We start from the raw sequence: 18,540 nt of genomic DNA, 5'->3' as shown, positions 1-18,540 counted from the left end.
CGGTCGGAGCCCTTGAGGAGAACAAGAAGAATGACCGAGCCTGCCGTCCTGCCCGCCATCGCGGCGCTGCGGGAAGAGATGGTTACCTTGCGCCGCCACATCCATGCCCACCCGGAGCTGGGTTTCGAGGAACGGCGAACCGCCGCGCTGGTCGCCGAATGCCTGGAGGCCTGGGGCTACCAGGTCAGCCGTGGGGTGGGTCGCACCGGCGTGGTCGGCACCCTGTGCCGCGGCGAGGGCCCCGCGCTGGGCCTGCGCGCCGACATGGACGCGCTGCCGATCCAGGAAGCCACCGGCCTGCCCTACGCCAGCCAGGTGGACGGCGTGATGCACGCCTGCGGCCACGACGGCCACACCGCGATGCTCCTCGCCGCGGCCAGGCACCTGGTCGAGTCGCCGCACTGGCGCGGCACCCTGCAACTGATCTTCCAGCCTGCCGAAGAGGGCCTCGGCGGTGCCCGCGCGATGCTCGACGACGGGCTGCTGGAGCGCTTCCCCTGCGACGCCATCTTCGCCATGCACAACGTCCCGGGATACCCCGTCGGCCACCTGGGCTTCCATCCCGGCCCCTTCATGGCCTCGGCCGACACCGTGGTCATCCGCGTGATCGGCAGCGGCGGCCACGGCGCGGTGCCGCAGCGCACCGTCGACCCGGTGGTGGTCTGCTCCGCCATCGTGCTGGCCTTGCAGAGCATCGTCTCGCGCAACGTCGATCCGCAGGACACCGCGATCGTCAGCGTCGGCGCAATCCATGCCGGGACGGTCTCCAACGTGATCCCGGCCAGCGCCGAAATGATCCTCAGCGTCCGCGCCCTGACCGCGGAAACCCGTGCCCTGCTGGAGCGCCGCATCGGCGAACTGGCCCGCGGCCAGGCCGCCAGCTTCGGCGCGCGGGCGGAGGTCGACTACCGGCATTGCCATCCGGTGCTGGTCAACCATCCCGGGCAGACCGCGTTCGCCCGCGAGGTGGCCCGCGACTGGCTGGGCGAGGAATGCCTGATCGACGGACTGCGGCCGTTCACCGCCAGCGAGGATTTCGCCTTCATCCTCGAACGCTGCCCCGGCAGCTACCTGGTGATCGGCAACGGCCAGGGCGAGAGCGGCTGCCAGTTGCACAACCCCGGCTACGACTTCAACGACGACTGCCTGGCCGTCGGCGCCAGCTACTGGGTGCGGCTGGCCGAGCGCTTCCTGGCCTGAGCCAGGGTTTTCAACGGGCGCGCGGCCTGGCGCGCGCGGATCGACAGAGGACAACCACAATGACAAGAACCCTCGGCAGCATCGCCCTCTCCCTCCTCCTCGCCGCACCGGCCGGCGCCGCCGACTGGACCGGCAAGGTCCTGCGCCTGGGCGTCGACCCGACCTACCCACCGCTCGAATACAAGCAGCCGGACGGCCGCCTGGCAGGCTTCGGCATCGAGATCGGCGAAGCCCTCTGCGCGGAGCTGCGAGCCCGCTGCGAATGGGTCGAAAGCAACTGGGACGGCATCATCCCGGCGCTGCTGTCGCGCAAGATCGACGCCATCGTCTCGTCGATGACCATCACGCCGAAACGCGCACAGCACATCGCCTTCACCGACCGCGTCTCCAACGCGCCGAGCCGCCTGGTGGTACGCCGTGGCTCGGCGCTCCTGCCCGACGCCGAGAGCCTGCGCGGCAAGCGCGTGGGGGTCGGCCAGGGCTCCAACCAGGAGGCCTACGCCAAGGCCGAATGGGCCGCCAAGGGGGTGCGGGTCGTCTCCTACCAGAACCAGGACCAGGTCTACGCCGACCTCGTCATGGGCCGCCTCGACGCCTCGCTGCAAGGCGCGGTGCAGGCCAGCTACGGCTTCCTCGGCAAGCCGGTCGGCAAGGATTTCGAACTGGCCGGAGCGGTGCTGGACGACCCTCGCTACTTCGGGGTCGGCGACGGCATCGGCCTGCGCAAGGAGGACGTGGCGCTGCGCGAGGACCTGAACAAGGCGCTGGCGACGATCCGCGCCAACGGGACCTACGCGCGAATCAATGCCCGCTACTTCGATTTCGACCTCTACGGCGCGCCCTGAACGGCGTCCGGCCGCTTTTCACCTCGACCGACAACAACAAGCAATGGAGAGTGAAATGTTCCTCGACGGCTTCGGCCCGCAGATACTCGCCGGCACCCTGGTGACCCTGAAGCTGGCGCTGGGCTCCCTGCTCGGCGCCGTGCTCATCGGCCTCCTCGGCGCCAGCGCCAAGCTCGCCGCCAACCGCCCGCTGCGCGCCCTGGCCAGCGGCTATACGACGCTGATCCGCAGCGTCCCTGACCTGGTCATCATGCTGTTGCTGTTCTTCAGCCTGCAGATCCTCCTCAACCGCGTCACCGACGCCCTCGGCATCGCCCAGGTCGACATCGACCCGTTCGCCGCCGGCTGCGTCACCCTGGCGTTCATCTATGGCGCCTACTTCACGGAAACCTTCCGCGGCGCCTTCCAGGCGGTCCCGGCCGGCCAGGTCGAAGCCGCGCAAGCCTACGGCATGGGGCGCTGGCGAGTGTTCCGCCGGGTACTCCTGCCGCAGATGCTGCGCTACGCCCTGCCGGGCATCGGCAACAACTGGCAGGTGCTGGTCAAGTCCACCGCGCTGGTCTCGATCATCGGCCTCGGCGACCTGGTCAAGGCCACCCAGGACGCCGGCAAGGGCACCCTGCAGTTCTTCCACTTCACCCTGGTCTGCGGGCTGATCTACCTGGCCATCACCGCAATCTCCAACGCCGCGCTGCTGTGGCTGGAGCGGCGCAGCTCGCTGGGCGTCAGGAGGCCACTGCCATGAACGCGGTACTCGACGAATACTGGCAGGCCTACCTGTGGACCGACGGCCTGCAACTGACCGGACTGGCGATGACCCTGTGGCTGCTGATCCTCGCCGTGGCGCTTGGCTTCCTGCTGGCCATCCCGCTGGCGGTGGCGCGAACCTGCGGCAACCCGCTGCTGCGCTACCCGGTCTGGCTCTACACCTACGTGTTCCGCGGCACCCCGCTGTACATCCAGTTGCTGTTCTTCTACACCGGCGTCTACAGCCTGAATGCCATACGCGCCCAGGACTTCCTCAACGCGTTCTTCCGCGACGGCTTCAACTGCACGGTGCTGGCCTTCGTCCTCAACACCTGCGCCTACATGACGGAAATCTTCGCCGGCGCGATCAGGAACACGCCCCACGGCGAAGTGGAAGCGGCGCGCGCCTACGGCATGGGCGGCTTCACCCTCTACCGGCGCATCGTCCTGCCCTCGGCGCTGCGCCGGGCACTGCCGTACTTCAGCAACGAAGTGATCCTGATGCTGCATTCCACCTCGGTGGCGTTCACCGCCACCGTGCCGGACCTGCTCAAGGTGGCCCGCGACGTCAATTCCGCCACCTATGCGCCGTTCCTGTCCTTCGGCATCGCCGGCGCGCTCTACGCCGGCACCGCCTTCCTGCTGATCTGGCTGTTCCGCCGCGGCGAGCTGCGCTGGCTGGCCTACCTCAGACCGCAAACCCACTGACCTCTCCCGGAGACACGCGCATGTACAGCCTGCAGGTCGAAGACATCCACAAGCGCTACGGCAGCCATGAGGTGCTCAGGGGCGTTTCGCTCAGGGCCGGCAAGGGAGACGTGATCAGCATCATCGGCTCCTCCGGCTCGGGCAAGAGCACCTTCCTGCGCTGCGTCAACTTCCTGGAAAAGCCCTGTGCCGGGCGCATCCGCGTCGGCGACGAGGAACTGCGCACCCGTCCCGGCGCCCTGGGCGAGCTGCGCGCCGCCGATCCCCGGCAGTTGCAGAGGATCCGCAGCCGGCTGGCGATGGTCTTCCAGCATTTCAACCTGTGGAGCCACCTGACGGTGCTGGAGAACGTGGTCGAGTGCCCGGTCAACGTCCTGAGAATGAACCGCGACGACGCCGTGGCCCGCGCGCGCCACTACCTGGCCAAGGTCGGCCTGGCGGAGAAGGTCGAACGGCAGTATCCCTGCGAACTCTCCGGCGGCCAGCAACAGCGCGTGGCGATCGCCCGCGCCCTGGCCATGGAGCCGCAGGTGATGCTGTTCGACGAACCGACCTCGGCGCTCGATCCGGAACTGGTCGGCGAAGTGCTGAAAGTCATGCAGCAGTTGGCCGAGGAAGGTCGCACCATGGTCCTGGTCACCCACGAGATGGCCTTCGCCCGCCAGGTTTCCAGCCATGTGATCTTCCTCCACCAGGGCGTGATCGAAGAGCAAGGGACGCCGGACCAGGTGTTCGGCGCGCCGCGCAGCGAGCGCCTGCGCCAGTTCCTCGCCGGCAACCTGAAATGAGCCCGGGGCTCAGCGCGACGGCGCGAGGAAACGCACGAAGACCAGCTCCGGATCACCTTCGTCGAGGTTGTCGATCACCCCGCTCGGCTGGAATCCCTCGCGCTCCAGCAGGCGCCGCATCGGCAGGTTGGAGCGGTTGCGGGAAGTGAACAGGCGGTCGCCGCGACAGTCGTCCCGCGCCTGCCGCAGCAAGGCGCTGGCGATGCCGCGCCGGCGGTAGTCGGGAGCGACCGCCGCATCCTAGACGTTTTCACAGGTCAGGGCACATCGCCGCGGCGCATGATCTATAGTCGCCCGGATCAGCCCCAGAGGATGCCGGACATGCCCCGTTCGATCGTCATCGTCCACGGCTGGAGCGACGATTCGAAGTCGTTCCGCCGCCTCGCCGAGCAGCTGGAAGCCTGGTTCGGCAGCGCGCCGACGCAGATCCGCCTCGCCGACTGGATCTCCCTGCAGGACGACGTCACCTACGCCGACCTCGCCGCCGCCCTGGATCGCGCCTGGACCGCCCAGGGACTGTCGCGGGCGCCGCGCACGGTGGACGTGGTGGTGCACAGCACCGGCGCCCTGGTGCTGCGCGACTGGCTGACCCGCCACTTCGACCCCGCCAGCGCGCCGGTCAAGCGCTTCCTGATGCTCGCCCCGGCCAACTTCGGCTCGCCGCTGGCGCACAAGGGACGCTCCTTCATCGGTCGCGTGCTGAAAGGCTGGAACCGCTTCGTCGGGCAGACCGGCACCCAGGTGCTGAAGGGACTGGAGCTGGGCTCGCCGTACTCCTGGCAACTCGCCGAGCGCGACCTGTTCGGCGCCGAGGCCTGGTACGGCGCCGGCCGCCTGCTCGCCACGGTACTGGTGGGCAATGTCGGCTACAGCGGCGTCGAAGCCATCGCCAACGAAGCCGGCGGCGACGGCACGGTGCGGATCGCCACGGCGAACCTCAACGCCTGCCGCCTGAGCCTCGAACTGGATGTCCGCCAGCGCGCCAGGCCCGGCTGGCGCCTGGAAGAATCGCGCGGCGAGATCGCCTTCGCCATCGTCGACGGCGAGAACCACGCCAGCGTGGCGCTGAAGGACCGCGGGCCGAAGAACCCGCGTACCCTGGAGCTGATCCGCGCCGCACTGGAGGTCGAGGACGCCGATTACCGGAGCAGCGGCGCAAGCTTCCCCTGGCAGCGCCGCATCGATCAGCTCGACCCCGGCATCGAGCGCCGCTCGCCGCGCTACCTGAACCTGGTCAGCCACGTCTGCGACGACCTCGACCAGGAGGTGCGCGACTACTTCATCCAGTTCTTCCGCAAGCTGAACAGCGACCGGCGTTTCGAGCAGCGCTTCTACGAGCAGGTCATCGCCGACGTCCATCCCTACGAGGACAACCCCGCCTACCGCTCGCTGTACCTGTCGATCGAGTCCCTCGACGACCTGCTCGCCGGCTTCGCCGTGGACACCCTGTCGCTCAGCGTGTCGGCCCAGCCGCCGTTCGATCCGCCGCGCCAGCCGGTCGGCTATACCGCGGTGGGCCCCGGCGACAGCGAAGGCCTGGCGATTCCGCTGGCGCAGGTGCCGCGCTTCCTCGCCGCCCACCGCACCCTGCTGCTGCGCATCCGCCTGACGCGCCTGGTGGACAGCGGCGTATTCGTCTTCAGGAACCCCTGAATCGGCGCCCGGCCCCCCGCTGGGCAGCCACCCAGGCCGGGCGCAGGCGATCACGGTTGGCCTTCGGGCCACTCGACCCGCTGCAATGGCGCGCCGCCGCGCCCGAGGCGATGGACGATGCCGCTGCCCCGGCGCAGATCGACCCGCACCAACCGCCCGCCTTCCTCTCCACGGCCGCTGAGAAGCAGGTTGCGGGCATCCAGGCGGAACAGCCGTTCGGGACGCTCGATGGGCAGCTCCAGGGTCCAGAGCAAGCTGCCATCGGTGGAAACCGAGCTGAGCAGCAGCTCGCTACGCTCGGCCAGGCTGCGCCGGTGCAGCACCAGCCAGTTGCCGTCGACTCGCCAGGGACGGCGCGCCAACCTGGAATCGCCGCCCGGCAGCGCCGAGGCATAGCGACGGTACAACGCCTCCTCGCGCGTCTGCTCGTCGCGCCGGCGACGGTACTCGGCATCCGCCGCCGCCTCCAGGTCGGCGACCCGTTCCCGCCAGGCATCGTGCGCGGCAATCCAGCGTCGTCGTTCCTGGCGGTAGGCGTCACGCGTCGCAAGGAACGCACGGGTACTGGGAAAACGCTCCACGCGCTCGTCGAACTCTTCCGGCGGCTGCGGCTCGGACGGCAGCGACGGATGCTGGCGCTGCCGCTCGGACGGTCGATCGAGCAGCCGCTGCGGCTCTTCGGCAGCGGCTGGATCGGGCAGCAGGCCAGCCTGCAGGAAGGCCGCGTCGAGCAGCGGACGCAGTCGGTTCTCTGCCGGCGACCGCCAATCCAGGGTGCCCAGTGACAGGCGCTGGCGTCGCGCCCGTTGGTTCGCTGCCGGCAGCGCCTCGCCACGCTCCAGCGCGCGGGCCTCGTGATCGCTGGCGAGGATCAGCAGGCGTCCGTCGGGCAGGCGCGTCAGGCCCGGCGCCTGCCAAGCGATCCCGGCACTCGCCGGCGGCGGCGGGTCGCCCTGGAAATACCGCGCGGCATCGACTTCCGGAGCTTCGCGCAGAGCCAGGCTGTCGCCGTCGAGGAACCAGACGCGGCCGTCCAGGGCGAGCATCAGCAATCCGCCCCGGCCTTCGTCGTAGCGATAGGCGTCCTTCCCCCAGGGCGCCGACTTCAACGGCAGGCCGCCAGTGCGCCGCTCCAGCTCGTCGAACGCCAGCGCAGGGGCAGCGTCGCGCCGGTCGAGTACGTAGAGTTCGTTGCGCAGGAAGAACAGGTAGCGCGACGACTGGCCCAGCAGTTCGCCGGAGCCCCAGTCGTCGCCGCGCTCGTTGTCGGCATCCAGGCGCGCGCTCCAGCGCAGGCTGCCGTCCTCGAGATCGACCACCTGGGCATAGCTGCGGCTGCTGCCGTGCACCACGCCGTTGTCCACTTCGTTGGCGCGATAGTCGTCGAGGGTGAACGCCAGGTAGGAATGGCCCTGTTCCTCGAAGACCAGTTGCGGTCCGCTGAACCCGGCCTCGTCGTACTGGCCGAGAATGAAATGGATGGCCACCGGCAAACCGACCAGCAGGCCCAGGCCGAGTACCGCCCAGAGGACGGCGAAAAGCGTCGCTCCCTTCTTCATGCAACTCCCATGCGTCCCGCGATCCTGGGACCGTCCCTCAACTGGCGACGGCATGAACGGCGCATTCTAGGGAGCCGCCGGCCTCGCTTCAAAGGCGGCAAGCGGCCATCAGTGGTCCATGCTCATGGGCTTTTCGCCCCCAGCAGGACGCCGAAACCGACCAGCAGGGCGCCGAAAAACTGGTCGATGCGCCGGCGGAAACGCAGGAGTCGGCCGCGCACCGCCGGGCTCGAGAGAAAGCAGGCGACCAGGCCGAACCAGGCCACGTGGGCGAGCGCGATGAAGGCCCCGTAGCCCAGTTGCGCCGGCAACGCGGTATGCGGATCGATCACCTGCATGAACAGGCTGACCACGAACAGGCAGGTCTTCGGATTGAGCGCATTGGTCAGGAAGCCGCTGCGCAACATCGCCCAGGACGAAACCCCGGCGCCGCCCGCCGCCTCCTCCGCCACCGTGTCCTCTCGCGCCAGCAGCATGCGCAGGCCGAGGAACACCAGGTAGGCGGCGCCCGCCAGCTTCAGCGCGGTGAACAGCGCCAGCGACTCGCGCACCAGCACGCCGACGCCGAGGATGCTGTAGCCGACATGTACCGTCACCCCCGCGCCGATGCCCAGCGCGGTGAGCAGGCCGGCGCGGCGGGAATACAGCAGGCTGTTGCGCGAGACCATGGCGAAATCGGCGCCGGGGCTGATCACCGCAAGCACGGTGATGGTCAGGAAAGCTAGCAACTCTGTCATGCCTGGAAGGCTCCAAGGTAGAATGGATGGCACAATCTACCGGTCTCCAGCGCCGAGCGAGAACGATGAATACTGACAATCATGGTGAGGAAAACTCACCATTCAGGCGCCGCCGCCTGCCCTCGCTGAACGCCCTGCGCTGCTTCGAGGCCGCCGCCCGCCTGGAGAACTTTTCCCGTGCCGCCGAGGCCCTGTGCCTGACCCACGGCGCCATCAGCCGCGCCGTGCGGACCCTGGAGGAGGAACTCGGTTGTGCGCTCTTCGAACGCCGCGGCCAGCGGGTTTTCCTCAGCGAGGCCGGCAGGCGCCTGCTCGCCGGCACCGGCCCGGCTCTCGACCTGATCGAGCGCACCGGCGAGGCCCTGCGCGCGGAGGCCGGACCCACCGCGCTGGTGCTGTCCTGCGAACCGACCTTGCTGATGCGCTGGCTGATCCCGCGGATCGCCGGATTCATGCAGGAACAGCCACGACTGTCGATCCAGCTGGTCGCCGGCGGCGGGCCGTTCGCCTTCGGCCGCGGCATCGACCTGGCGATCCGCCGCAACGACTTCCCCTGGCCGCCCGGCAGCCATGCCCACTGGCTGTTCGACGAGCAGGTCGGGCCGGTCTGCCGGGCGAGCGACGTCGAACGGCATTTCCACCTCGATGCAGGCCCGCCCGGGCTTCGCGCCGTCGCACCGCGCCTGCACACGGCGACCCGCCCGCAAGCCTGGAACACCTGGACCCGTCTCGCCGGACAGGCGCCGGCGACGACCGAAGGGCAGCGCTTCGAGCACTTCTACCTGAGCCTGCAGGCGGCCGGCGCCGGACTCGGCGTAGCCATCGGCCCCTGGCAACTGGTGCGCGACGATCTGTCCGCCGGCCTGCTGGCGGCGCCGCTGGGATTCCTCGCCGACGGCAGCAGCTATCACCTGCTGACCCCGCGACCGTTGCAGGCCGGAGAGCCCGCCACCCTGCTGCTGGAATGGCTGCGCCGCAGCGCGGCGGCCTGATGCGGCCCGCTCAGGGCCAGGCGCGCAGCGCCCGTTCGACCACCGCCAGCAGGCGCTCGCAAGGCACCCGGTCCTTGGCCTGCACGCTGAGGCCGAACAGCACGGTGGCATAGAAGGTCGCCAACTCCTCCACGTCGGTGTCCGCCGCCAGGTCGCCGTCAGCGATGCCGCGCCGCATGCGCTCACGGAACAGGCGGATCGACTCGCCGCGCTCGGCGCTCAACGCGTCCCGCACCGCCTCGCTTTCCGGGGTTCCGGTCAGCGCCGCGAGCACCACCAGGCAACCGCGCGGGAACTCGTCGGAACAGAAGCGCGCGACGGTCTCGCGGAGCAGCTCGGCCACGCCCTCGCGGGCGCTCGGCGCGCCATCGAGGACATCCCGGCGATAGCGGCCGTGCTGGCCGAGATAGTGGGCCAGGGCTTCGCGGAACAGCCCTTCCTTGCTGCCGAAGGCGGCGTACAGGCTGGGCGGCCTGATTTCCATCGCCTCGGTCAGGGCCGCCAGCGAAGCGCCTTCGTAGCCACGCACCCAGAACACGTCCATGGCTCGCTGCAGGGCGGTGTCCCTGTCGAATGCCCGTGGCCTGCCTCGCGCTGCCATCCTGACCTCCATTATTTGTATCGATCACTATAAATTTACTTGACGAGCGTTGCCGTCGCCATATTATTTAGCGACCGATACAGATATTCAAGCCATCTCCCTGCCGCCTTCGAAAGGAAAAGACCATGTCCAACCTGCTCCTCTCCCCGCTCGCCGTAGGCAACCTGACCTTGCGCAACCGCATCGTCATGGCGCCGATGACCCGCTCCCGGGCGCAACAGCCGGGCGACGTGCCGACCGCCCTGAACGCTCTCTACTATGCGCAGCGCGCCGGCGCCGGGCTGATCGTCAGCGAGGGCACGCAGATTTCCCGCCTCGGCCAGGGCTACGCCTACACCCCCGGTATCTACAGCGAGACGCAACTGGCCGGCTGGCGCCAGGTCACCGAGGCGGTGCACGCCGCCGGCGGACTGATCGCCGCGCAGCTCTGGCATGTCGGGCGCATGTCGCATCGCTCGCTGCAGGCCGGCGGCGAGGCGCCGATCGCGCCCTCGCCGATCCAGGCCAAGGCCCAGGTGTTCATCGCCGATGGCCAGGGCGGTGGATCCATGGCGCCGGCCGACGCGCCGCGGGAAATGACCCTGGAAGACATCCGCCGGGTCCGCGACGAATTCGTCCGCGCCGCACGCAACGCGCTCGACGCCGGCTTCGACCTGGTCGAGCTGCATGGCGCCAATGGCTACCTGATCGACCAGTTCCTCGCCAGCGCCAGCAACCGGCGCAGCGATGCCTACGGCGGTAGCCTGGAGAACCGCGCGCGGTTCCTGCTGGAGATCGTCGACGCGCTGGTCGCCGCGGTCGATGCCGAGCGCGTCGGCCTGCGCCTGTCGCCCTGGGGCACGATCAACGACATGCACGACGACGAGCCGGAAGCGATGACCCTTTACCTCGCCGAAGCCCTGCAGCGACGCGGCATCGCCTACCTGCACCTGGCCGAGTGGGAATGGAGCGGCGGCCCGGCCTACCCGCAAGGCTTCCGCGAGCGCCTGCGCGAACGCTTCCGCGCGCCGCTGATCGTCTGCGGCAATTACGACGCCGAGCGCGCCGAAGCGATACTCCAGGCCGGACTGGCCGACGCGGTGGCGATCGGCCGGCCGTTCATCGCCAACCCCGACCTGGTCGAGCGGATTCGTCTCGGCGCGCCGCTGGCCGAGGCCAACCAGGCGCGGTTCTACGGTGGCGACGCCGCCGGCTACACCGATTACCCGACCCTCGGCCAGTCCGCTACGGCCTGATTCCCTTCCCTCCCATGCATCGTTCCCGGGCGCGGCCACGGCTGCGCTCGCGGAGGAGTCTTGCCGTGCTATTGCCCATCCTCCTGCTGGCCGCCGCCGGCTTCACCATCCTGACCACCGAGTTCGTCATCGTCGGCCTGCTCCCGGCGCTTGCCGCAGACCTCCAGGTCAGCGTCGCCCAGGCCGGCCTGCTGGTCAGCCTGTTCGCCTTCAGCGTCGCCGCCTTCGGTCCGTTCCTCACCGCCGCGCTGGCGGGCGTCGAACGCAAGCGGCTGTTCGTCGCCTGCCTGCTGCTGTTCGCCGCGGCCAATGCTCTGGCCGCCGTGGCCGGCGATATCTGGACGATGGCCGTGGCGCGCTTCGTCCCGGCCCTGGCGCTCCCGGTGTTCTGGGCCATGGCCAGCGAAACCGCCGCGCACCTGGCCGGCCCCTCGCGCGAAGGGCGCGCCGTGGCGCTGGTGTTCTTCGGCATCGTCGCCGCCACCGTGCTCGGCATTCCCATCGGCACGCTGATCGCCGACGCCTGGGGTTGGCGCCTGGCATTCGCCGCACTCGCCGCGCTGGCCCTGGCCAAGGCGCTGCTGCTGGCCGCCTGGCTGCCGCGCATTCCCGGACGGCCGGGCGTCTCGCTGCGCAGCCAGGCGAGCGTGTTGCGCCAACCGCTGGTGCTCGGCCACCTGTTGCTGTCGCTGCTGGTCTTCACCGGCATGTTCACCCCCTACACCTACCTGGCCGACATCCTCCAGCGCCTGGCCGGCTTCAGCGGCTCGCTGGTCGGCTGGACGCTGATGGGCTTCGGCGCGGTAGGCCTGCTCGGCAACTGGCTCGGCGGGCGCCTGGTGGATCGCAGCCCACTGGGCGCAACCCTGCTGTTCGTCCTGCTGATGGCGCTGGGCATGCTCGCCCTGGTGCCGACCCTCGGCAACGCCTGGCTGCTCGCCGCCACCCTGGCGACCTGGGGCGTGGCCCAGGCAGCACTGTTCATCGTCGGCCAGGTGCGGGTGATGAAGTCCGCGCCGCGGGCCCCGGCGTTCGCCGCCTCGCTGAACATCTCCGCCTGCAACGCCGGGATCGGCATCGGCGCCCTCGCCGGCAGCCGGGTGATCGACGGCAGCGGCCTGGCGCCGCTCGGCGAGGTCGGCGCGCTGGTCTGCCTGGCGGCGATGGCCGTGGCCCTGCTGCTGATGCTGGCGCCACGCCAAGCTGCCACCGAGCCGTCCCTCGGCGGCCACATCCCTCACTGACCCCACCAAGGAAGCACAACCATGATCCTCGATAGACTCTGCCGCGGCCTCCTGGCCGGCATCGCCCTGACCTTCTCCCTCGGCGGCTTCGCCGCCGAGGAATTCCCCGTCCCGAATGGCTTCGAAAGCGCCTACCGGGAAGTCGACGGCGTGAAGCTGCACTACGTGAAAGGCGGCCAGGGGCCGCTGGTGATGCTGGTGCACGGCTTCGGCCAGACCTGGTACGAATGGCACCAATTGATGCCGGAACTGGCCAAGCGCTTCACCGTGATCGCGCCGGACCTGCCCGGCCTCGGCCAGTCCGAGCCGCCGAAGACCGGCTATAGCGGCGAACAGGTCGCCGTCTACCTGCACAAGCTGGCCCGGCAATTCAGCCCGGATCGCCCGTTCGACCTGGTGGCCCATGACATCGGTATCTGGAACACCTACCCGATGGTGGTGAAGAACCAGGCCGACATCGCCCGCCTGGTGTACATGGAAGCGCCGATCCCGGACGCGCGGATCTACCGCTTCCCGGCCTTCACCGCCCAGGGCGAGTCGCTGGTCTGGCACTTCAGTTTCTTCGCCGCCGACGACCGCCTGGCGGAAACCCTGATCGCCGGCAAGGAACGCTTCTTCCTCGAGCACTTCATCAAGTCCCATGCCAGCAACACCGAGGTGTTCAGCGAGCGCCTGCTGGACCTGTACGCCAGGTCGTACGCCAAGCCGCACAGCCTGAACGCCTCGTTCGAGTACTACCGCGCGTTGAACGAGAGCGTGCGGCAGAACGCCGAACTGGCGAAGACCCGCCTGCAGATGCCGACCATGACCCTCGCCGGCGGCGGCCACGGCGGCATGGGCACGTTCCAGCTGGAGCAGATGAAAGCCTATGCGGAGGACGTCGAAGGCCATGTCCTGCCCGGCTGCGGCCACTGGCTGCCGGAAGAGTGCGCAGCGCCGATGAATCGCCTGGTGATCGACTTCCTCAGCCGCGGTCGCTGAGTCGTCCCGGTCCGGGCGATCAGAACTGCTCGCCCGGGCAGAACAGGCAGCGCAGCAGCAGGGTCATGAGCACGACAGCGCCGGAAACCAGCAGGTAAGGCAACGGGGAGAACAGGTCGTCCTGGTCCTTGCCATCGTGCTCACTACTCATGCTCTCACCTCGAGAATCGTCATGGCGGAAAAGACGCAGGATATGCACTTGCCGTCCTTGAAAGTGCACGGCGAAGTGTTCGAAGACTATAGAAACGAAGCGATCGAGTTCAATTACATCTGTGTCAGCTTGCTGTCGGCAAAACGTCAGCGGAAAGACAACGGAATATATTTCCCGATAATGCTTGGGGGTCAGCCGCGCCCCGCCCCAGGCTCTGCCGGCGTGGCGCGAGCACTGAGGCGAAGGAAAAACCAACTTACAATGATCCCGACCCGGAATTATTCCGCCAAGTGGGCTCCGTTTCGGGAAAAAGCGACTCGCAGCACTGTTTCGGTGCAATAACGTCACATGTGAAAGTTTCGATTAAGTTTTCCGTTATCGATTATCCATAAATACGCTTGATCGCTCTCCGGACGTTTCATAGATTGCACGCCTTCACTCTCTGCGAGGCATTCCCGTGACGCATCCAGCGACCGTCTACAGCCTGTCCACCCGCCTGCTGCACTGGAGCATGGCGTTCTGTTTCATCGGCGCGATCGTGCTGGCCTATTTCGTCATCTGGGTGCTCGGCCACGACCACCCGCAGCGCCTGCCGGTACTCAACCTGCACTGGGTGCTGGGCCTGCTGGTCGGCCTGCTGCTGATCCCACGGATCGTCTCGCGGCTGCGCGGGCCGCGCCTGCCAGCGGTCCCCGGGACGCCGCTGGAGCACCGCCTGGCGCACTACGCGCACCTGTCGCTGTATGCCTTGATGCTGGTGATGCCGCTCACCGGCTACGTCGGCACCCGCCTGCCCACCGACTTCGGCCTGTTCGTGGTACCCAGCTTCAAGGACACCGCGCTGTTCGCCTGGATTTCGCAAACCTGGAACCTGAGCTGGGAGGCGTTCGAGAAGCCCTTCGACGCCGTTCACCGCGTGGTCGGCCTGTGGCTGAGCACCTCGGTGGTGCTGCTCCATGCGCTCGCCGCCGGCTACCACCAGTGGGTCCGCCGCGACGGCACCCTGGAGCGCATGCTCGGCCGTCGCCAGCGCCGCTGAGCGGGGCCCTTTGTCGGCTCTCGCGGCGGCTCGGCGACGATCTGCTATAGAGGTAGGGACACGCAGGGAAAACCTCGCCGCCCCGAGGCTCCTCCGTGGCAACCACAGGCGTCGCGCAGGTAGCCGGGTCGGCCTCCGACAGAGAGGAGCATGCCATGGCCAGCCTGCACTGCCAGCACCGCAGCTACACCATCACCGCCGACGTCGTCGAGCATCCGGGCATTCCCACGCCCTGGGCCGGCGGCTGCCACATCACCGATCCCGAAGGCCACACCAGCAAGCGCATCGCCCTGCCCGTGCGCTTCGCCTTCCTCGCCGACCTGGAAAACGCCCAGCGCGCCTCCATCGCCCACGGCAAATGGCTGGTGGACCAGCGCCTGGACCGCGGCAAGGCGCTGTTCTGAAGCGCACAACGAAAACGGCCCTCGCAAGGAGGGCCGTCGTTCATCGCGGCGCGGCTCAGGCGCTGCCGGCTTCAGCGGTTTCGCTGCGCCGTCGCGGCGGCGCGCCATGGCTGTCGTCGCCGGCCAGCGGCACTTCGTTGCCCTGGGCGTCGTACAGCTTGCCGTCGAGGAAATAGTCGCCTTCGTGCAGGGCGGCGATGTCCTGGTAGCGCAGGGTCCGCTCGCTGGCGGCGACGAACACCGACTGCTGGTCGGAGTTGCCGGCAGTGAAGTGGTTGAACGCCAGGTTGAGCAGGATCGCCATGATCGCCGAGGAACTGATGCCGGAATGGAAGATGGTGGCGAACCAACTGGGGAAGTGATCGTAGAAGGTCGGCGCGGCGATCGGGATCATACCGAAGCCGATCGAAGTGGCGACGATGATCAGGTTCATGTTGTTGCGGTAGTCCACCTTCGACAGGGTGCGGATGCCGCTGGCGGCGACCGTGCCGAACAACACGATGCCGGCGCCGCCGAGCACGGCGGTGGGCACCGCGGCGATCACCCGGCCCATCACCGGCAGCAGGCCGAGGATCACCAGGAACAACCCGCCGGTGGCGACCACGTAGCGGCTCTTGATCCCGGTCACCGCCACCAGGCCGACGTTCTGGGCGAAGGCGCTCTGGGTGAAGGAGCCGAAGATCGGCGCCAGCATGCTGGAGAACATGTCCGCGCGCAGGCCGTTGCCCAGGCGCCGTGAGTCGACCTTGGTGTCGATGATCTCGCCTACCGCGAGGATGTCCGCCGAGGTTTCCACCAGGGTCACCATGATCACGATGCACATCGAGATGATCGCGGCGACCTGGAAGGTCGGCATGCCGAAGTGGAACGGCGTGGGAAACGCCACCAGCGGGCCTTCGGTGACCTTGGAGAAGTCGGCCATGCCGAGGAACACCGCGATGACGGTGCCGATGACCATCGCCAGGAGGATCGACAGGCGCGAGATCGAGGCGCTGCCGAGCTTGCTCAGCAGCAGCACGATGACCAGGGTGATTGCCGCCAGGCCGATGTTGGCCATGCTGCCGAAGTCCGGCGCGTGGCTGTTGCCGCCCATCGCCCAGCGCGCGGCGACCGGCATCAGGGTCAGGCCGATGGTGGTGATGACGATGCCGGTCACCAGCGGCGGGAAGAATTTGGTGATGCGCGAAAAGATCGGCGTGATCAGCAACCCGATCAGCGAGGCCGCCATCACCGCGCCGAGCACTGCGGGAATGCCGCCGCTGCCACCGCTGCCGATGATCGCCACCATGGTCGCCACGCCAGCGAAGGACACCCCCTGGACCAGCGGCAACTGACAGCCGAAGAACGGCACGCCGAGGGTTTGCAGCAGGGTCGCCAGGCCGCCGGCGAACAGCGAAGCGGCGATCAGCAGGCCGATGTCGCCGGGCGCGAGGCCGGCGGCCTGGCCGAGGATCAGGGGGACCGCGACGATACCGCCATACATGGTCAGCACATGTTGCAGGCCGTAGGCCATGTTGGCGCCGACACCGAGGTTCTCGTCTTCAGGCCGTGGAACGGATGGAGTTCCGGAGGACGTCGTTTTCATGGTGCGCTGTTCTCGCTTTTATTGTTGTGCGCACACTGTAGACAATTCGATCCGAAAATATCCAGAAGAATGTATACAAAAATTCCAACAAATCTGTGACAGCGCTGCCGCCGGTCACCTCCGCTCGCGCGCTTCCCGCGCGCCAGACGGTTTCCTTCCTGCTGCACCATCCTCCCAGCCCCGACCAACGGCCATGGGCCCGCGCCGAAGGGCATTAACGATAGAAAGCCGCCCTCCATCCCGCCAGCGAGCTATCAGCAATTCTTCCGCGAAAAGTTGATGAAATTCACATTTCAGGAATTACGCCAGGACAGCCCGGAAAGCGCTCCTAGTCTGGCAGTCAGGCCGTGCCCGAGGCGACATTTCGGGCAATAGCGCCATGCCATCAACGGCTTATCGATCATCGCCTCACAAGGAACGGAGTCTCATGAGCAACAAGAACAATCTCAGATACGCACTCGGCGCCCTCGCCCTCTCGGTTTCCGCCGCATCCCTGGCGGCGCCTTCGGAAGCGCAACAGTTCACCGAGTTCTGGACCCCCGGCAAACCCAACCCGTCGATCTGCAAATCGCCGTTGCTGGTCAGCACCCCGCTTGGCCTGCCGCGCTGCCTGCAAGCCAGCAACGTGGTCAAGCGCCTGCAGAAGCTGGAAGACATCGCCAGCCTCAACGACGGCAACCGCGCCGCCGCCACGCCGGGCTACCAGGCCTCCGTCGACTACGTGAAGCAGACCCTGCAGAAAGCCGGCTACAAGGTCAGCGTGCAGCCCTTCCCGTTCACCGCCTACTACCCGAAAGGCCCGGGTAGCCTGAGCGCCACCGTGCCGCAGCCGGTCACCTACGAATGGGAGAAGGATTTCACCTACCTGTCGCAGACCGAGGCAGGCGACGTCACCGCCAAGGTGGTCCCGGTGGACCTGTCCCTCGGCGCCGGCAACACCTCCACCAGCGGTTGCGAAGCGGAAGACTTCGCCAACTTCCCGGCCGGCTCGATCGCGCTGATCCAGCGCGGCACCTGCAACTTCGAGCAGAAGGCCGAGAACGCCGCGGCCGCCGGCGCCGCCGGGGTGATCATCTTCAACCAGGGCAACACCGACGACCGCAAGGGCCTGGAGAACGTCACCGTGGGCGAGTCGTACGAGGGCGGCATCCCGGTGATCTTCGCCACCTACGACAACGGCGTGGCCTGGTCGCAGACCCCGGACCTGCAGCTGCACCTGGTGGTCGACGTGGTACGCAAGAAGACCGAGACCTACAACGTGGTCGCCGAGACCCGTCGCGGCAACCCGAACAACGTGGTGATGGTCGGCGCGCACCTCGACTCGGTGTTCGAAGGTCCCGGCATCAACGACAACGGTTCGGGCAGCGCCGCCCAACTGGAGATGGCCGTGCTGCTGGCCAAGGCGCTGCCGGTCAACAAGGTGCGCTTCGCCTGGTGGGGCGCCGAGGAAGCCGGCCTGGTGGGCTCGACCCACTACGTGCAGAACCTCGCCCCGGAAGAGAAGAAGAAGATCAAGGCCTACCTGAACTTCGACATGATCGGCTCGCCGAACTTCGGCAACTTCATCTATGACGGCGACGGTTCCGACTTCGGCCTCCAGGGTCCGCCCGGCTCGGCCGCCATCGAGCGCCTGTTCGAAGCCTACTTCCGCCTGCGCGGCCAGCAATCGGAAGGCACCGAGATCGACTTCCGCTCCGACTACGCCGAGTTCTTCAACAGCGGCATCGCTTTCGGCGGCCTGTTCACCGGCGCCGAGGGCCTGAAGACCGAAGAGCAGGCGCAGAAGTACGGCGGCACCGCCGGCAAGGCCTACGACGAGTGCTACCACAGCAAGTGCGACGGCATCGCCAACATCAACCAGGACGCCCTGGAGATCCACAGCGACGCCATGGCCTTCGTGACCAGCTGGCTGTCGCTGTCGACCAAGGTGGTCGACGACGAGATCGCCGCCGCCGGGCAGAAAGCACAATCGCGGTCGCTGCAGATGCAGAAGAGCGCCAGCCAGATCGAACGCTGGGGTCACGACTTCATCAAGTAACCGCGACTACCCTGCGCCGGGCCGCCGGCGCAG

General features: G+C 67.9%; 18 protein-coding genes and 1 pseudogene. 13 read left to right on the top strand and 6 right to left on the bottom strand.

Translation table 11 applies throughout. The features are described 5' to 3' along the window. Positions 1-30 precede the first annotated feature (30 nt). The 5 genes from HMPREF2924_RS05985 to HMPREF2924_RS05965 are packed head-to-tail and all read left to right on the top strand — an operon-like array spanning position 31 to position 4,288. Positions 31-1,200 carry a M20 aminoacylase family protein gene (locus tag HMPREF2924_RS05985; protein WP_003114014.1) on the top strand — a complete coding sequence of 390 codons (1,170 nt, stop codon included), beginning with the start codon at positions 31-33 and terminating at the stop codon, positions 1,198-1,200. 59 nt (positions 1,201-1,259) lie between these two features. After that, the gene (locus HMPREF2924_RS05980; protein WP_003130747.1) at positions 1,260-2,045 is read left to right on the top strand and encodes an ABC transporter substrate-binding protein; all 786 of its coding nucleotides are present in this window, start codon (positions 1,260-1,262) and stop codon (positions 2,043-2,045) included. Positions 2,046-2,100: 55 nt separating this feature from the next. Beyond that, entirely contained in the window at positions 2,101-2,790 is a 690-nt protein-coding gene (locus tag HMPREF2924_RS05975) for an ABC transporter permease (protein ID WP_003110298.1), read from the top strand. Continuing rightward, on the top strand, positions 2,787-3,500 hold the full coding sequence (locus tag HMPREF2924_RS05970; RefSeq protein WP_003091035.1) for an ABC transporter permease: 714 nt from the start codon (positions 2,787-2,789) through the stop codon (positions 3,498-3,500). Before HMPREF2924_RS05975 ends, HMPREF2924_RS05970 begins: the two co-directional genes overlap by 4 nt. 20 nt (positions 3,501-3,520) lie before the next feature. Beyond that, a complete protein-coding gene (locus HMPREF2924_RS05965; RefSeq protein WP_003091036.1) occupies positions 3,521-4,288 on the top strand; it encodes an ABC transporter ATP-binding protein in 768 nt (255 codons plus the stop codon). A gap of 9 nt (positions 4,289-4,297) precedes the next feature. On the opposite strand, the pseudogene HMPREF2924_RS05960 reads toward HMPREF2924_RS05965, so the two are convergent. Continuing rightward, positions 4,298-4,510: pseudogene (locus HMPREF2924_RS05960) on the bottom strand (GNAT family N-acetyltransferase); the annotation flags it as partial. A gap of 99 nt (positions 4,511-4,609) precedes the next feature. Here HMPREF2924_RS05960 and HMPREF2924_RS05955 point away from each other — a divergent pair. After that, on the top strand, positions 4,610-5,941 hold the full coding sequence (locus HMPREF2924_RS05955; RefSeq protein WP_003130745.1) for an esterase/lipase family protein: 1,332 nt from the start codon (positions 4,610-4,612) through the stop codon (positions 5,939-5,941). Between the two features lie 50 nt (positions 5,942-5,991). Here the strand turns inward: HMPREF2924_RS05955 and HMPREF2924_RS05950 are convergent, their stop codons facing one another. Together HMPREF2924_RS05950 and HMPREF2924_RS05945 are read right to left on the bottom strand one after the other, a co-directional pair. After that, positions 5,992-7,500 carry a PA2928 family protein gene (locus tag HMPREF2924_RS05950; protein ID WP_023094634.1) on the bottom strand — a complete coding sequence of 503 codons (1,509 nt, stop codon included), beginning with the start codon at positions 7,498-7,500 and terminating at the stop codon, positions 5,992-5,994. 122 nt (positions 7,501-7,622) lie between these two features. Then, positions 7,623-8,237, bottom strand: coding sequence for a LysE family transporter (locus HMPREF2924_RS05945; protein ID WP_003091040.1), 615 nt, complete (start codon positions 8,235-8,237; stop codon positions 7,623-7,625). 65 nt (positions 8,238-8,302) lie between these two features. On the opposite strand from HMPREF2924_RS05945, the gene HMPREF2924_RS05940 reads away from it, so the two are divergent. Then, positions 8,303-9,229 (top strand): LysR family transcriptional regulator, encoded by a 927-nt coding sequence (locus HMPREF2924_RS05940; RefSeq protein ID WP_003110292.1) that lies wholly within the window; start codon positions 8,303-8,305, stop codon positions 9,227-9,229. Between the two features lie 10 nt (positions 9,230-9,239). Here the strand turns inward: HMPREF2924_RS05940 and HMPREF2924_RS05935 are convergent, their stop codons facing one another. Continuing rightward, a complete protein-coding gene (locus HMPREF2924_RS05935) occupies positions 9,240-9,830 on the bottom strand; it encodes a TetR/AcrR family transcriptional regulator (RefSeq protein ID WP_003091042.1) in 591 nt (196 codons plus the stop codon). Positions 9,831-9,955: 125 nt separating this feature from the next. On the opposite strand from HMPREF2924_RS05935, the gene HMPREF2924_RS05930 reads away from it, so the two are divergent. The 3 genes from HMPREF2924_RS05930 (at position 9,956) to cif (ending at position 13,290) form a co-directional block, all read left to right on the top strand. Further along, positions 9,956-11,065, top strand: a complete 1,110-nt coding sequence (locus tag HMPREF2924_RS05930) for an alkene reductase (protein ID WP_003130742.1) — start codon at positions 9,956-9,958, stop codon at positions 11,063-11,065. A gap of 65 nt (positions 11,066-11,130) precedes the next feature. Continuing rightward, positions 11,131-12,309, top strand: a complete 1,179-nt coding sequence (locus HMPREF2924_RS05925; protein ID WP_003091044.1) for an MFS transporter — start codon at positions 11,131-11,133, stop codon at positions 12,307-12,309. A 21-nt stretch (positions 12,310-12,330) separates the two neighbouring features. Next, entirely contained in the window at positions 12,331-13,290 is a 960-nt protein-coding gene (gene cif, locus HMPREF2924_RS05920; RefSeq protein WP_003110290.1) for a CFTR inhibitory factor Cif, read from the top strand. A gap of 19 nt (positions 13,291-13,309) precedes the next feature. Here cif and HMPREF2924_RS36335 read toward each other — a convergent pair whose 3' ends face one another. Continuing rightward, positions 13,310-13,441: a hypothetical protein gene (locus HMPREF2924_RS36335; RefSeq protein WP_003091046.1), complete on the bottom strand. Its 132-nt coding sequence runs from the start codon at positions 13,439-13,441 to the stop codon at positions 13,310-13,312. A gap of 457 nt (positions 13,442-13,898) precedes the next feature. Between HMPREF2924_RS36335 and HMPREF2924_RS05910 the strand changes: the two genes are divergently transcribed. Together HMPREF2924_RS05910 and HMPREF2924_RS05905 are read left to right on the top strand one after the other, a co-directional pair. Then, on the top strand, positions 13,899-14,480 hold the full coding sequence (locus HMPREF2924_RS05910) for a cytochrome b (RefSeq protein WP_003110288.1): 582 nt from the start codon (positions 13,899-13,901) through the stop codon (positions 14,478-14,480). Between the two features lie 155 nt (positions 14,481-14,635). Continuing rightward, positions 14,636-14,884 carry a hypothetical protein gene (locus HMPREF2924_RS05905; protein ID WP_003091048.1) on the top strand — a complete coding sequence of 83 codons (249 nt, stop codon included), beginning with the start codon at positions 14,636-14,638 and terminating at the stop codon, positions 14,882-14,884. Positions 14,885-14,939: 55 nt separating this feature from the next. On the opposite strand, the gene HMPREF2924_RS05900 is transcribed toward HMPREF2924_RS05905, so the two are convergent. Then, complete coding sequence (locus tag HMPREF2924_RS05900; RefSeq protein WP_009313844.1) at positions 14,940-16,469, bottom strand: nucleobase:cation symporter-2 family protein; 1,530 nt, start codon at positions 16,467-16,469, stop codon at positions 14,940-14,942. Positions 16,470-16,896: 427 nt separating this feature from the next. Between HMPREF2924_RS05900 and paaP the strand changes: the two genes are divergently transcribed. Further along, positions 16,897-18,507, top strand: coding sequence for an aminopeptidase PaaP (paaP, locus tag HMPREF2924_RS05895; protein ID WP_003101464.1), 1,611 nt, complete (start codon positions 16,897-16,899; stop codon positions 18,505-18,507). The last annotated feature ends 33 nt before the right edge of the window (positions 18,508-18,540 follow it).

Source organism: Pseudomonas sp. HMSC063H08 (assembly GCF_001813645.1).
GTDB classification, from domain to species: domain Bacteria; phylum Pseudomonadota; class Gammaproteobacteria; order Pseudomonadales; family Pseudomonadaceae; genus Pseudomonas; species Pseudomonas aeruginosa.
The sequence above is the reverse complement of the archived record's forward strand: the minus strand, read 5'-3'. Positions and strand labels throughout refer to the sequence as shown.